This window comes from Curtobacterium sp. MCPF17_003 (assembly GCF_003224385.1).
Taxonomy (GTDB): Bacteria; Actinomycetota; Actinomycetes; order Actinomycetales; family Microbacteriaceae; genus Curtobacterium; species Curtobacterium flaccumfaciens.
The window spans coordinates 122,625-136,959 of the sequence record NZ_QKLC01000002.1; the positions used below are offsets into that span (position 1 = coordinate 122,625).

The window sequence follows — 14,335 nt, forward strand, 5'->3', positions numbered from 1 at the left end:
GTCCCCGTGCCCTCCGCAGACCCGTACACCCCGCACAGCGGCGACCGACGGTGGAGCGCCGAGCACTACGAGCTCCGTCTCGACTACCGCGTCGCCACGAACCGCCTGGACGGCACCGCCACGATCACCGCGCGCGCCCTCGAGCCCCTCGACAGGGTCGTGATCGACCTGCACGGGCTCACGGTCGACCGGGTCGACGTCGACGGACGCCGGGCCAAGAAGGTCTCGACCGCGACGCACAAGGTGACGGTCACCCCGGCCGACCCCATCGCTGCCGACACCGTGTTCTCCGTGCACCTGCGGTACCGCGGCACCCCGCACCCCGTGCGGAGCGCGTGGGGGCAGCTCGGCTGGGAAGAACTGTCCGACGGCGTCATCGTCGCCGCGCAGCCCACGGGAGCGCCGTCGTGGTTCCCGTGCAACGACCGACCCGACGACAAGGCCACGTACCGGATCGAGATCGCGGCCGAGGCGGCGTACGACGTCCTGGCGAACGGGGAGCTGCTCGCCAAGGAGCGCGACCGCGTCGGCACCCGCTGGACCTACGCCACCACCGAGCCGATGGCGACCTACCTGGCGACCGTGCAGATCGGCCGGTACCGCACCACGAAGGTGCGCACGAGCGGGGTCCCCGTCACGCTGCACCACCCCGCCGACCTCGCCGCCGCCGCGAAGACCGACTTCGGCCAGGTGCCGGAGATGCTCGCGCTGTTCGGCGACCGGTTCGGCCCGTACCCGTTCGCGGCGTACGGCGTCGTGGTGACCGACGACGACCTCGAGATCCCGCTCGAGGCCCACGGCCTGGCGGTGTTCGGCCGGAACCACGTCGACGGCGAACACGGCACCGACCGCCTCATCGCCCACGAGCTCGCCCACCAGTGGTTCGGCAACTCCGTCACGGTCACCCGCTGGCAGGACATCTGGCTGCACGAGGGGTTCGCCTGCTACGCCGAGTGGCTGTGGTCCGAGGACCGCGGCGACGACACCGCCGACCAGCTGGCCGAACGGTACCGGCAGGGACTGCTCGAGCAGCCGGAGGACCTGGTGGTCGGTGACCCGGGCGCGAAGGACATGTTCGACGACCGTGTCTACAAGCGCGGTGCCCTCGCCCTGCACGCCGTCCGCCGCACGATCGGCGACGACGCCTTCTTCACCGGGCTGCGGAGCATCACCGAGCGGCACCGGCACGGATCCGTCACCGTGCCCGACGTGCTCGGTGCGTTCGCGGACGCCACCGGCCGCTCCGTCGCGGACGTCCGTGCGGTGACCGGGCCCTGGATCGACGAGGCGTCGGTGCCGGCACTGCCCGCGCCGCGCGGACGGTAGCAGGCTCCGCCGCCGCGTCGGCTAGCCAGCCAGCTCGCCGTCGGCCGGGTCGCAGCTGACCTCGGACCAGACGGCGTCGAGCGACAGCCCGACCACGCCCGCGACCGACGCGATCGTCGAGAACGCCGGCGTCGCGATGCGGCCGGTCTCGATCTTCCGGAGCGTCTCCGGCGAGATCCCCGCGGCCAGGGCGGTGTCCACGATCGATCGCGGACCACGGGCACGACGCAGCAGCGCACCGAGGCGACGACCGCGCGCGACCTCGTCGGGGCGGAGTGGGAGACGGACCATGACCACATAGTAATACCGGTATGATCATCCGCGTGATCGAGATCCTGACCCCCGCCGAGGTCGACAAGGGCCGCGCCACCGGAGCCCTCGTCGGCACGATCCTGCAGACCCTGCGCGAACGCACCCGCGTCGGCACGAACCTGCTCGAGATCGACCGGTGGGCGAAGCAGATGATCGAGGCCGCTGGCGCCGACTCCTGCTACGTCGAGTACGCGCCCTCGTTCGGCCGCGGTCCGTTCGGCCACCACATCTGCACGGCTGTGAACGACGCCGTGCTGCACGGGCTGCCGCACGACCAGGTGCTGCGCGACGGGGACCTGCTCACCCTCGACCTCGCGGTGTCCCTGGACGGCATCGCCGCCGACGCCGCGATCAGCTTCGTCGTCGGCACCCCGCGCCCGGAGGACCTCGCACTCATCGACGCCACCGAACGGGCACTGGCCGCGGGCATCGCCGCCGCCGGACCGGGTGCCCGCATCGGTGACCTGTCCCACGCGATCGGCACCGTCCTCGAAGCCGCGGGCTACCCGGTGAACGTCGAGTTCGGCGGGCACGGCATCGGCTCGACCATGCACCAGGACCCGCACGTGTCGAACACCGGTCGCCCCGGTCGCGGCTACACGCTCCGACCCGGGCTCCTGCTCGCGCTCGAACCGTGGGTCATGGCGGACACCGACGTCCTGGTCACCGACGCCGACGGCTGGACGCTGCGGAGTGCCACCGGAGCGCGGACCGCCCACACCGAGCACACCATCGCCATCACCGAGGACGGCGCCGAGGTGCTCACGCTCGCCCGCTGACCGTCCCGACCACCTCGACGGACAGCCCACCCGCCGCGACGACGAGCACCACGTCCGGCGCGGGGTACAGCACGGTGAGCGGTTGTTCGACACCCTCGAACCTGGCGGTGCCGGCGGCCACGTCGACCTCGACCGCGAGCGGGTCGACGCGCAGCCCGCGTCCGTCGCGTTTCAGCACGGCCTCCTTGGCCGCCCACGCGGCGGCGAGGAGCGCCGGGTCCCCGTCGGCTCGACGGAGTTCGTCCGGGGTGAACGCGTCGAGCGGCGCGGCAGCGACCCGCGACACCCGTTCGACGTCGACGCCGAGCGCCGGAGCGCCGACCGCAAGGGCGACGACCCCCGGTGCGCGCGACAGGCTCACGCCGACCGTGGTGCCCGCGACGGTCGCCCACGGACGACCGTGGTCGGTCCCCGCGCAGTGCGGGCAGACGCGCCCCGCGCGCACCGCGACCGGCTCGACGCCGGTCGCCGACGCGACGGCGGCGACCAGCGCCTCCCGGTCGTCCGCGCGGTCAGCAGCCGGCGTCCGGAGCGTCACCGTGACGGTCGGGAGGCGCGACCCAACGACCCGGGCAGCGCCCGTCGGTCGTGTGGTCGCGCCCAGAGCAGATCAGGCGTGCGTCAGCGCGATGAGCGCGACGTTCATGGTGCTGTACTGACCCTCGGAGCGGGTCGCCTGGCGGACTCGTCCGCGCAGGACCTCGTAGCGGCCGTCGTGCTCGCGCACGAAACCGATCACACCCGTCGCCGGCGTCGACACCCGGTGGTAGCCGTCCTCGAGCGGGACGACCTCGGTGCTCGTGGTGCGTTCCATCGTTCTTCCCCTTCCGTTCATCCTCGAACAGTGGCGCCAGTCTACCCCGTCCGGGGGACAAGACGTCCACAGGAAGCACGGTCCGGAGCGTTCCCCCAGAGTCTGTCCGTGCCCCTGCGTGGCCTGGATAGACTCCGGGCGACAGCGCACTCGTGGCGCGGTCCGGTGCGGTGCCACGGGGTACCGACCGGCGACGGACGGAGGACGGATGCGAGCGGTCCAGCACGGATCGGGCAAGGACGGATCGAGCGGGCACAGGGGGACAACGCGGCTGTGGAGCCGTGTGACGGCGGCCCTGGTCGCGATGCTCATCGTCCTGGCTCCGGCAGCGACCGCCCACGCCACGGCGCCCGTCGACCTGGGCGGCGCGTACGTCCTCGACGAGGCCGACGCGCTGACCGCATCCCAGCAGGCGCGGGTCGAGCAGGCCGTGCAGGACCTGTACTCCGAGACCCAGACGCAGCTGTTCGTCGTGTTCGTGCCGTCCTTCACCGATCCCACCGACCACACCGAGTGGGGCCGGGCCGTGCTCGAGCAGAACCAGATCGACACCGACGGCATCCTGCTCTCGGTCGCGGTCGACGAACGCAACTACGACGTCCAGCAGACGAACGAGACCGCGATCTCCTCGTCCGACGTGGAGAACGCCGTCAACGACTCGCTGCTCCCCCGGCTCAAGCAGGGCGACTGGTCCGGCGCCGCCGTGGCCTTCGCCGACGGGCTGACCCAGTCGCAGGCCCCGGTGGACCTCACCTGGCTGTGGATCCTGCTGCTCGCCGTGGTCGTCGGGCTCATCGTCGTGGTCCTGGTCATCCGGACCCGGAACAAGCGCCGCACCGCCGCGGCGACCAAGGCGCAGGAAGCCTCGCTCGCCGACCTCGAACGCACCGCCGGCGGCGCGCTGGTCACCATCGACGACGAACTCCGCACCGCCGAGCAAGAGGTCGGGTTCGCGAGCGCGCAGTTCGGCCCCGACGCCGCCAAGCCCTTCGCCGACGCCGTGCAGGCCGCTCAGCGCGAGGTCCGCAAGGCCTTCACGATCCGGCAGCAGCTCGACGACGAGATCCCCGACACCCCCCAGCAGCGCGCCGAGTGGGCGAACCAGATCATCGTGATCTGCGAACGGGCGCACGCCGCCATCGAGGAGCAGACCGAGGCGTTCGACCAGCTCCGGTCGCTCGAGGACGGCATCGAGGACGCGGCCGCGTCGCTCGCCCAGGCCGTGGCCGCCGCACCGGCCTCGGTCGGAGCCGCCGCCGCTGCACTCGACCGCGTCCGCGCCCGCTACACCGGACGCACCCTCGCGACCGTGGCGAACAACGTCGACCAGGCTCACCAGGTGCTCGCCTTCGCCACCGAACGCTCGAACGCGGCCACCGCCTCGATCGCCGCCGGTGACAAGGGCGAGGCCGTCGTCGCCGTCCGTGACGCCCAGCACGCGCTCGCCCAGGTGCAGCAGCTCACCGACGGCGCACTCGCCGCCGAGCAGTCCTTCGACGAGGCCACCGCCCGCGCCGAGGCGATGCGCATCGACATCCAGGGGGACGTCGCCGCCGCCCGCAGCCTGCGCTCGGGCGGGCCGGACCTCGCCGCCGCGGTCACCCGCGCCGAGGCCGTGCTCCGCCAGGGGCTCGACCCGAAGGACCCCGTGGCGGCCGTCGACGCGCTGACCCGGGCGAACACGGAGATCGACCAGGCCATCGCCGCGGCCCGCGGTGCCGAGGAACAGCGCCAGCGCGCCACCCAGGCGCTCGACGCGGCCCTGCGCGACGCCCGGAACCGGATCAGCCAGGCCCGCGACTACGTCTCCCTGCACCGCGGCGGCATCGGCCCCACCGCCCGGACCCGGCTGTCCGAGGCCCAGCGCGCCTACGACGACGCCGTCGAGCTCGCACCGAGCAACCCGGGCCAGGCGCTCAACGCCGCCCGCGCGGCCGAGCAGTACGCCGCTGCAGCGATGGACGCCGCCAACGACGACCTCGGCGGCTGGGGTGGCGGCCAGGGCGGTGGCGGTGGTGGTGCCCAGCTCGGTGGACTCGTCACCGGACTCGTCCTCGGCGGCCTGCTCGGCGGTCGCGGCGGCAGCTACGGCGGCGGCTCCTTCGGGGGCGGTGGCTTCGGCGGCGGCGGGGGCTTCAGCGGCGGTGGCGGCTTCGGCGGAGGCGGCGGCGGGGGCGGCGGCTTCTCCGGCGGCGGCCGCTTCTGACGGGCACGCTCCCCCGCTCCCGACACGACCGGACCCGACCCGACCTCCGGCACCCCAGAACCAGACACGACCCGACAACACCGTCCACAGGACTTCCACGAAAGGGAACAGCAATGGCCAAGCAGACCATCTTCGGACGCATCTCCACCCTCGTGCGCGCGAACATCAACCAGATCATCGACGACGCCGAGGACCCGCAGAAGATGCTGGACCAGCTCGTCCGCGACTACACGAACAACATCGCCGACGCGAAGACCGCGATCGCGCAGACCATCGGCAACGTGCGACTGCTCGAGCAGGACCACGAAGAGGACAAGAAGGCCGCGGTCGAGTGGGGCCAGAAGGCCGCCAACGCCTCTGCCGCCGCCGACAAGTACCGCTCCGAGGGCAAGTCGGCCGAGGCGGACAAGTTCGACAACCTCGCCAAGATCGCGATCGGCAAGCAGATCGCCGCCGAACAAGAGGTCAAGGACGCGGAGCCGAACCTGGCGTCGCAGAACGAGGCCGTCGAGAAGCTCAAGACCGGTCTCGCCGGCATGGAGCAGAAGCTCGAGCAGCTCCGCGCGAAGCGGGACAACCTCGTCGCCCGCTCGAAGACCGCCGAGGCGCAGTCCCGCGTCAATGACGCCCTCGGCAACATCGACGTGCTCGACCCGACGAGCGACCTCGGCCGCTTCGAGGAGAAGGTCCGCCGCGAAGAGGCGAAGGTGCTCGGTCAGCAGGAGCTGCAGTCCTCCAGCCTCGACGCCCAGTTCGAGAGCCTCGAGGACGTCGGCAAGGACGCCGAGGTCGAGGCACGGCTCGCCGCGCTGAAGTCCGGCGGATCCTCGAGCATCTGACGAACGCCCTGACGACGCCGGACCCCAGCTGACAGACTGAGACGATGCACTTCCTCGTGGTCGGTCAGTGGCAGGGTTCGGCGTCGTCGCGCGCGATGCGGCTCGGGGACGGCGCGTCGGCGATCGCGGCCGACCTCCCCCGGGCGTCCACCACCGTGGTCGACGTCCCGGCCGGAGCGGGCGACCGCCTCGAGACCGCCGTCGCCCGCTACACCTCCGTGCTCGCCGTCGCCGAACGCGTCGCGGAAGAAACCGCCGTCGCCACCGAGCCGGTGCTCGTCGTCGGCGGTGACGGCGCCAGTGTCCTCGGCGCGACCGCCGCCCTCGCACCGGACACCGCGTTCGTCCGCATCTCCGGGTCCAGCGGGTACCGCGCGCTCAACCGGGCCCAGCCCGTCGCCGCCGAGACCGCCGCCCTGCGCCTGCTGGTCGACCGCCCCGACGACCTGTTCCCCGGCCTGCCGGTGGTGCCGTCGTCCTCGGTCGTCGTCGCCGGGGTCCGCGGGGTCGAGGACGCCGAACGGGCCGCCCTCGACAAGGCCGGTATCGTGCACCTCGACGTCGACGCCGCCACCCCGGACGCACTCGCGGCAGCGGTCGAGCGGACCGGTGCCGCATCGGTCTTCGTGCACGTCGACCTCGACGTCCTCGACCCGTCCGAGGTCGACGGACTCCTCGAACCCGTCCCGTTCGGCCTCGACGGCGCAGCGCTCGTCGAGCGCATCCAGGCCGCGACGCGCGGCCGGCGCCTCGTCGGCGCAGCGCTCACCGGCTTCGCCCCCGTCGACCCGGACCGGGCGGTGGACGACCTCGGCGTGATCCTGCGCGTCGTCGGAGCGGTGACCAGCGCCTCCCGGGTGGGCTGACCACAGGCACGACGCGACCGGCGGCCCCCCTGCCGCTCCGCGTAGGCTCGGCAGCATGACGGACTACGACCTCATCGTGATCGGAGCCGGCGCTGTCGGCGAGAACGTGGCGGACTACGCCAGGAAGCGCGACCTGTCGGTCGCGATCGTGGAGGCCGAGCTCGTCGGGGGCGAGTGCTCCTACTGGGCGTGCATGCCCTCGAAGGCGCTCCTGCGCAGCGGACACGCCCTCGCCGCCGCCAAGCGGCTCGACGGTGCGAAGCAGGCCGTGACCGGCACGCTCGACGCCGCCCACGTGCTCGCCCGCCGCAACTCGTTCACCTCCGACTGGAAGGACGACAGCCAGGTCTCGTGGCTCGAGTCCGCCGGCATCGACCTGATCCGCGGGCACGCCCGCATCACCGGCCCGAAGACCATCGACGTCGACGGCGAGACGCACACCGCGCGCGCCGCCGTCGCGGTCGTCACCGGTTCCCTGCACACGCTGCCCCCGGTGCCCGGTCTCGCCGAGGCGAAGCCGTGGGGCACCCGCGAGGGCACGAGCGCCCAGCAGGTCCCCGAGAGCCTGCTCGTCATCGGCGGCGGCGTCTCCGGCTCCGAACTCGCGACCGCGTGGGCGTCCCTCGGCGCGAAGGTCACCCTCGTCGCCCGGCACGGTCTGCTCGGCGGCATGGAGCCCTTCGCCGGGGAACTCGTCGCCGACTCCCTGCGCGAACTCGGCGTCGACGTCCGCACCGGCGTCAACCCGGTCCGGGTCGACCGCGACGAGCACGGTCTCGTCACCACGGAGCTCGACGACGGCACCACGGTCATCACGAGCGAGGTGCTCGCCGCCACCGGCCGCGCCGCGCACACGCGTGACCTCGGGCTCGAGACCGTCGGCCTGACCGCGGGCGACTGGCTCGACGTCGACGACACCATGCTCGTGCACGGCACCGACTGGCTGTACGCCGTGGGTGACGTCAACCACCGCGTCCTGCTCACCCACCAGGGCAAGTACCAGGCCCGTGCCGCCGGCGAGGCGATCGCGGCCCGGTACCAGGGCACGCCGCTGCACACCGAGCCGTGGGGTGCACACGTCGCCACCGCCGACCACGCCGCCTCGCCGCAGGTCACCTTCACCGACCCCGAGGTCGCGAGCGTCGGCCTGACCGAGGCGAAGGCCCGCGAGCAGGGGCTGAACGTCCGCGCGGTCGAGTACGACCTCGGTGCGATCGCCGGGTCCTCCCTGCAGGCCGACGGCTACACGGGCCGCGCGAAGATGGTCGTCGACGAGGACCGCGGGGTCGTCGTGGGCGTCACGTTCGTCGGCCAGGACGTCGCCGAGATGCTGCACGGCGCCACCGTCGCCGTCGTGGGCGAGGTCCCGATCGACCGCCTGTGGCACGCGGTGCCGGCCTACCCGACGATGAACGAGATCTGGCTCCGCCTGCTCGAGACGTACGGCCGCCCGGCCTGAGCGTGCGCAACCCGCTGCTCGACTCCCCCGTGTCCCGTGCGGGGTGGGTGTTCGCGACGGCCGTCGGGCTCGCCGTGGGCGTCCCCCTGTCGACCGGGCGGATCCGGGTGGAGGACGGGCTCGTGGTCTGCACGGGGCTGCCGCGCTGGGTCTTCCGGCGCGGAGGCACCTGCGTCGGGTCCGTGTACCTGACCCGCGACAACGACGGCCCGCGGGTGCTCCGGCACGAGCGGGTGCACGTCGAGCAGTGGCGCCGGTACGGCATGCTCATGCCGCTGCTCTACGCCGTCGCCGGGCGGGATCCCCTGCGGAACCGCTTCGAGGTCGAGGCCGGCCTGGAGGACGGCGGCTACCGCTGACGGGTGCGGCGGGCGCTGCGTCCTGCGTCCCGCCGAGGTCGCTTGCGGTCGCCTGCGGTGGCCTGCGGTGGCTTGCGGTGGCACGACACGCCGTGTGCGCGTCGTCGTGGTCGCGCGAACTGTCGTCCCGACGCCGGTCGGGCGGCAGTTCGTGCCACCTCGGTGGGCGTGCCGACCGGCGGCTCGGTCGGTCGCGACACCCCGCCGGGTGCGCTGCGAGCGGTCACAGACCGTCGCCCGCGGCGCCCCCAGCCGACGGTTCGTGACCACTCGGCGCCCGGCCCACGACGTGTCGTGACCACTCGGCGGCGAGCCGGCCAGGCGACGAAACGCGACCGGCCCACTGCCTGGAGGCGCGTGGCGCCGCCGCCCCGGGCCTCCAGGCCGCCGCGCCCCACGCCCACTGCACCCGCCTGCCGGTCACAACACCCCGCCGGGTGCGCGGCGAGCGGTCACAGACCGTCGCCCGCGGCACCCCCAGCCGACGATTCGTGACCACTCGACGCCCGGCCCACGACGTGTCCTGACCACTCGGCAGCAGGCCGGCCAGGCGACGAAACGCGACCGGCCCACTGCCTGGAGGCGCGTGGCGGCGCCGCCCCGGCCTCCAGGCCGCCGCGCCCCACGCCCACTGCACCCGCCTGCCGGTCACAACACCCCGCCTGGTGCGCGGCGAGCGGTCGCAGACCGTCGCCTGCGGCGCCCCCAGCCGACGGTTCGTGACCGCTCGGCGCCCGGCCCACGACGTGTCCTGACCACTCGGCCGCGGGCCGGCCAGGCGACGAAACGCGACCGATCGACGGCCTGGAGGCGCGTGGCGGCGCCGGAACAGGGTCACGGCCGGTCACAACACCCCGCCGGGTGCGCGGCGAGCGGTCGCAGACCGTCGCCTGCGGCACCCCCAGCCGACCATTCGTGACCGCTCGCGCGCCGGCCCACGACGTGTCGTGACCACTCGGCGGCGAGCCGGCCAGGCGGCAGCAGGCGGCAGCAGCGGCAGCGCCGCAAGCGCGTCAGGCCGCGCGCCGCCGCGGCACCACGAGGGGCGTGCCGGTCTCGGGGTCGGGGACGACGACGCACGGCAGGCCGAAGACGTCCTCGACGAGGTCCGCGGTGAGCACCGACGCTGGCTTCCCCGCCGAGACGATCGCCCCGTCGCGCATCGCGATGACGTGGGTGGCGTAGCGCGCAGCCTGGTTCAGGTCGTGCAGCACCGCGACGACCGTGCGACCGGCGGCGTGCAGCGTGGAGGCGAGTTCGAGCACGTCGTACTGGTGCGCGATGTCGAGGAAGGTCGTCGGCTCGTCGAGCAGCACGATGTCGGTCTGCTGCGCGAGCACCATCGCGATCCACACCCGCTGCCGCTGCCCGCCGGAGAGCTCGTCGACACTGCGGTCGGCGAGTGACACGGTCTCGGTCTGCTCGAGTGCGGCCTGCACGGCCTGCCGGTCGGACCCGGACGACGGGTGCAGCAGGTCCTGGTGCGGGAACCGGCCCCGGGACACGAGGTCGCGCACGGTGATGCCGTCAGGGGCGATCGGGGTCTGCGGGAGCATCCCGACCCGCCGGGCGACGGCCTTCGGGCGGTACGAGTCGATCGGCGCCCCGTCGAGGAACACCGTGCCGGCTCGCGGCTTCAGGGTGCGGGCGAAGGACTTCAGCAGCGTCGACTTGCCGCAGGCGTTCGGCCCGACGATGACCGTGAGCTCGCCGTCGGGGATGTCGACGTCGAGCGTGTCCACCACGACCCGGTCGTCGTAGGCCAGGGTCAGCCCTCGGGCCCCCAGCGCGGTGGTCGGGACCGGACCGAGCGCGGCGCCCGCGGCCGGCATCAGTGCTCGGCCCTGCCGTGCCGCCAGTACCCCATGAACGCGACCTGCTTGCGGTCGATGCCGACACCGCGCACCAGGTGGCGGCGGAGTTCCTTGACGCAGCCGGCCTCGCCAGCGATCCACGCGTACACGGGGCGCTCGTCGACCGGGGCGGGGACGTCCCACAGCACCTGCTCGTCGACGTCCACGTCGGTGAGCTCGACAGCGGGACCGCGGCCGACGGACGTCGGCGCGACGGTGGAGGCCCAGGCGTGCACCTGGTCGGTCATCCGGACCCCGTGGGTGGCGCCGTTGCGGGCGATCCAGCGGACCTCGACCCCGGCGGGCGCGGTGACCGGCAACCGGTCGGCGTCGGTGGGCACCTCGATGAAGACGTGGCCGACGGCCGAGACGTCGAGGGCTTCGAGGATGGCGCAGATGGCCGGTGCGGCGGTCTCGTCCCCGGCGAGCAGGATCCGGTTCGCGTGCCCGGGAGCGAACTCGGCGGCCCCGGTCGGCAGGTCCTCCGGCGACTCGGGGACCCGCGGCCCGACGATGCGCAGCTCGTCACCGACGCGGCAGGCCGACACCCAGCGCGACGCCGGACCGGTGTCGCCGTGCGCGACGAAGTCGATGTCGAGCTCGCGGGCGTCCGGCCGGAACGAGCGGACGGTGTACGTGCGGAGCGGGTTGCGGGTCTCGTCCGGCAGAGCACGCCGCGCGGCGTACCAGTCCTCGTCCTCCGGCAATTCGGAGAAGCCGATGCCGGGCAGGGGCAGCACGATCTTGATCCGCTGGTCGAGACCGACCGAGGAGAAGTCGGCGAGCGCGTCGCCCGTCAGGGTCACCCGGACGAAGTTGGGGGTGAGCGACGTGACGGCGGCCACGCGGACGGAGAAGACGCGATACCGGGTTGCCACGGAAGCGAGTATGGCATGCCTTACCTCACGTCTCCAGGCCCCCGGAACGGTGCGAGGATCGTCCCCGTGTCCGAAGCCCCCGACGACGAATTCGCCGACCTGCCCGCCCTCGCCAGCGCGAGCGGCGTGCATGCGCCGCTCCGCGCCTCCAGGCAGGTGGTCCGCACCACGGACGGCCAGGACATCTCCGCGATCCGGTGGGGCGACGACGGCCAGGAGGCCCGGATCACCTACCTGCACGGGCTCGGCATCGACGCCCACAGCTTCGACACCACGGCACTCGCCGTGGGCGAGCCGGCGGTCGCCCTCGACCTGCCCGGCCACGGCCGGTCGTCGTGGCGGGAGGACGCGGACTACGCGGCGGCCGCGACGGCGCCCAGCGTGCTCGACGCGCTCGACGCGCTCGCGGTGCCGCCCGGGATCGTCGTCGGCCACTCGCTCGGCGCCATCCTGTCCGCTCGACTCGCGGCCACCGCGCCGGAGCGGGTCACCGGACTCGTGCTCGTCGACATGTCGCCGGACTTCGCGCAGCGTGCGGTCGACCGGATCGCCCGCGCGCTCGAGGCCGAGGAGCCGTTCGAGTCCCTCGATCAGGTCGTCGACCGGGCGATCGAGGCACGGGTCGGCGACGACCGGCAGGTGCTGCTCCGTGAGGCCCGGCACACGACGGCCCTCGGTGCGGACGGGCGACTCGTGCGCCGTCACCACTTCCCGCACCTGCCCGCCGGGCGGACGTCGTCGGTGGGGCGCTTCGCCGACGCGTGGCCGGACCTCGAGGCCCTGCGCGTGCCGATCCTGCTCGTCCGGGGTGACCGCGGGTACGTCTCCCCGAAGCTGCACGCCGGGTTCGCTGAACGCCTGCCGGACGCCGAGATCGTGACGGTGACCTCGCGGCACGCGGTGCAGAACCAGGCACCCCTCGAACTGGCTTCGGCGATCCGGGCATGGGCGGAGCGGTACGGATTGTTGCACCCGATCGAAGAACCGTCGCCGGACGGCACCAGCCGCCGGTACCCTCGTGCGAGCGCGAGGCCCGATCCCAGCCCTCGCGCCCGGAAGGAACCCACAACCCCATGAGTCCGCTCCTGCCCCGTCGCACCGCGCGCACCTCGCGCATCGGGCGTGCTGCCCTCGCCGCCACCGCGGTCGCCGTCGTCTCCGCCCTGGCGCTGGCCGGCTGCTCCGGCTCATCCGACACCACCGGGGGCAAGGACGCCACGGTGCGCGTCGGGCTGGTGCTCGAGCCGACGAGCCTCGACATCCGCACCCAGTCCGGGGCGGCGCTCGACCAGGTGCTCATCGACAACGTGTACCAGGGGCTCGTCGGCCGGACCGCCGAGGGCGACGTCCGCGACGTGCTGGCCTCGTCACACGAGGTCTCGGACGACGGCCTGACCTACACGTTCACGCTGCGGGACGGCACGACGTTCCAGGACGGCAAGCCGGTCACCGCGGCCGACGTCGTGTGGTCGCTCGAGCAGGTCAAGTCGAACGACTCGTACGTCGACTCCGCCAAGCTCGCGGGCGTCACGTCGATCACCTCGCCGTCGGACGACTCCGTCGTGCTGAAACTGGCGAAGCCGGACTCCGACCTGCTCTGGAACCTGACCGGCCGCTCGGGCCTGGTGCTCGAGAAGGCCGCGGACAACGACCTGTCCGACAGCGCGAACGGCACCGGTCCGTTCGAGGTGGCCGACTGGAAGCAGGGCGACTCGCTCACGTTCGACCGCAACGAGGACTACTGGGGCACGAAGGCGAAGGTCGCGAAGATCGTCTTCCGGTACATCACAGACCCGTCGACCGCCGTCAACGCGATGGCGAACGGTGACCTCGACGTCCTGAACCCGGTCGACGGTACGCTCAAGAGCCAGCTGCAGGGCAACGCCGACATCGCACTGCACAGCGGCAAGACGACCGACAAGTACACGCTGGCGTTCAACAACCGCAAGGAACCGTTCACGGACGAGCGCGTGCGCCGGGCCATCCGGCAGGCGATCGACGCGAAGGGGCTCATCAAGGCGATCGGCGGCACCGGCGTGGAGCAGGGCGGCCCGATCCCGGAGCTCGACCCCGGCTACGAGGACCTGACCGACATCGACGCGTACGACCCCGCAAACGCGAAGAAGCTCCTGGCCGCCGCCGGCCAGCAGGACCTGAAGCTGACGCTCACCTACGCGAACATCTACCCGGCCACGATCGGCGACGTGCTGAAGTCGCAGCTCGCCGACGTCGGGATCACCCTGACGGTCAAGCGCGTCGACTTCGCCACCTGGCTGTCCTCGGTGTTCCAGGCACCGAAGTCCGGCGAGCGGGACTTCGACCTGTCGATGGTCGACCACGTCGAGGCCCGTGACTTCGGCAACTGGGCGAACCCGGACTACTACTTCGGGTACGACAACGCGAAGGTGCAGGCGCTCTACGCCCAGTCGATCGCGGCGACCGACGAGGCCACCAAGACCGAGGCACTCCGGAAGGCGGCGCGCATCGTCAGCGAGGACGCGGCCGGCGAGTGGCTCTACACGGCGACCGAGATCACCGCGGTGCGCTCCGGCGTGACGGGCTTCCCGGTCGACGGCGGGAACTCGCGCCTCGACCTGGCGAAGCTCGCGGTCAAGTGAACCGGAGCGGCCGCGGCTCGGGGTGC

14 protein-coding genes are annotated in these 14,335 nt (G+C 73.0%); 9 read left to right on the top strand and 5 right to left on the bottom strand.

The features are described 5' to 3' along the window. The first annotated feature begins 6 nt into the window (after positions 1 to 6). The gene (locus DEJ30_RS03205; RefSeq protein WP_258369797.1) at positions 7 to 1,326 is read left to right on the top strand and encodes a M1 family metallopeptidase; all 1,320 of its coding nucleotides are present in this window, start codon (positions 7 to 9) and stop codon (positions 1,324 to 1,326) included. A 21-nt stretch (positions 1,327 to 1,347) separates the two neighbouring features. Here the strand turns inward: DEJ30_RS03205 and DEJ30_RS03210 are convergent, their stop codons facing one another. Beyond that, the gene (locus tag DEJ30_RS03210) at positions 1,348 to 1,617 is read right to left on the bottom strand and encodes a helix-turn-helix domain-containing protein (RefSeq protein ID WP_027465796.1); all 270 of its coding nucleotides are present in this window, start codon (positions 1,615 to 1,617) and stop codon (positions 1,348 to 1,350) included. Between the two features lie 32 nt (positions 1,618 to 1,649). On the opposite strand from DEJ30_RS03210, the gene map reads away from it, so the two are divergent. After that, on the top strand, positions 1,650 to 2,417 hold the full coding sequence (gene map / locus DEJ30_RS03215) for a type I methionyl aminopeptidase (RefSeq protein WP_110859150.1): 768 nt from the start codon (positions 1,650 to 1,652) through the stop codon (positions 2,415 to 2,417). Here the strand turns inward: map and DEJ30_RS03220 are convergent. Both DEJ30_RS03220 and DEJ30_RS03225 read right to left on the bottom strand, forming a co-directional pair. Next, on the bottom strand, positions 2,401 to 2,955 hold the full coding sequence (locus DEJ30_RS03220) for a 4'-phosphopantetheinyl transferase superfamily protein (protein ID WP_181419981.1): 555 nt from the start codon (positions 2,953 to 2,955) through the stop codon (positions 2,401 to 2,403). The genes map and DEJ30_RS03220 overlap by 17 nt on opposite strands. 72 nt (positions 2,956 to 3,027) lie before the next feature. Then, on the bottom strand, positions 3,028 to 3,231 hold the full coding sequence (locus tag DEJ30_RS03225; RefSeq protein WP_017885770.1) for a hypothetical protein: 204 nt from the start codon (positions 3,229 to 3,231) through the stop codon (positions 3,028 to 3,030). A 208-nt stretch (positions 3,232 to 3,439) separates the two neighbouring features. On the opposite strand from DEJ30_RS03225, the gene DEJ30_RS03230 reads away from it, so the two are divergent. The 5 genes from DEJ30_RS03230 to DEJ30_RS03250 all read left to right on the top strand — a co-directional run bounded on the left by DEJ30_RS03230 (position 3,440) and on the right by DEJ30_RS03250 (position 8,960). Continuing rightward, complete coding sequence (locus DEJ30_RS03230; RefSeq protein ID WP_110859023.1) at positions 3,440 to 5,437, top strand: TPM domain-containing protein; 1,998 nt, start codon at positions 3,440 to 3,442, stop codon at positions 5,435 to 5,437. A gap of 113 nt (positions 5,438 to 5,550) precedes the next feature. Continuing rightward, the gene (locus tag DEJ30_RS03235) at positions 5,551 to 6,276 is read left to right on the top strand and encodes a PspA/IM30 family protein (RefSeq protein WP_110859024.1); all 726 of its coding nucleotides are present in this window, start codon (positions 5,551 to 5,553) and stop codon (positions 6,274 to 6,276) included. A 44-nt stretch (positions 6,277 to 6,320) separates the two neighbouring features. Then, positions 6,321 to 7,142 (top strand): arginase family protein, encoded by an 822-nt coding sequence (locus DEJ30_RS03240; protein WP_110859025.1) that lies wholly within the window; start codon positions 6,321 to 6,323, stop codon positions 7,140 to 7,142. Positions 7,143 to 7,197: 55 nt separating this feature from the next. Then, positions 7,198 to 8,601, top strand: a complete 1,404-nt coding sequence (locus DEJ30_RS03245; protein ID WP_027465800.1) for an NAD(P)/FAD-dependent oxidoreductase — start codon at positions 7,198 to 7,200, stop codon at positions 8,599 to 8,601. 2 nt (positions 8,602 to 8,603) lie between these two features. Next, positions 8,604 to 8,960 carry a Fe-S oxidoreductase gene (locus DEJ30_RS03250; protein ID WP_175330772.1) on the top strand — a complete coding sequence of 119 codons (357 nt, stop codon included), beginning with the start codon at positions 8,604 to 8,606 and terminating at the stop codon, positions 8,958 to 8,960. Positions 8,961 to 9,973: 1,013 nt separating this feature from the next. Here DEJ30_RS03250 and DEJ30_RS03255 read toward each other — a convergent pair. Continuing rightward, a complete protein-coding gene (locus tag DEJ30_RS03255) occupies positions 9,974 to 10,792 on the bottom strand; it encodes an ABC transporter ATP-binding protein (protein ID WP_110859026.1) in 819 nt (272 codons plus the stop codon). After that, positions 10,792 to 11,691, bottom strand: a complete 900-nt coding sequence (locus tag DEJ30_RS03260) for a siderophore-interacting protein (RefSeq protein WP_258369798.1) — start codon at positions 11,689 to 11,691, stop codon at positions 10,792 to 10,794. Before DEJ30_RS03260 ends, DEJ30_RS03255 begins: the two co-directional genes overlap by 1 nt. A gap of 66 nt (positions 11,692 to 11,757) precedes the next feature. Here DEJ30_RS03260 and DEJ30_RS03265 point away from each other — a divergent pair, with 66 nt between their 5' ends. Both DEJ30_RS03265 and DEJ30_RS03270 read left to right on the top strand, forming a co-directional pair. Then, on the top strand, positions 11,758 to 12,768 hold the full coding sequence (locus tag DEJ30_RS03265; RefSeq protein WP_181419982.1) for an alpha/beta fold hydrolase: 1,011 nt from the start codon (positions 11,758 to 11,760) through the stop codon (positions 12,766 to 12,768). Then, positions 12,765 to 14,309 carry an ABC transporter substrate-binding protein gene (locus DEJ30_RS03270; protein WP_110859029.1) on the top strand — a complete coding sequence of 515 codons (1,545 nt, stop codon included), beginning with the start codon at positions 12,765 to 12,767 and terminating at the stop codon, positions 14,307 to 14,309. Before DEJ30_RS03265 ends, DEJ30_RS03270 begins: the two co-directional genes overlap by 4 nt. Positions 14,310 to 14,335 lie beyond the last annotated feature (26 nt).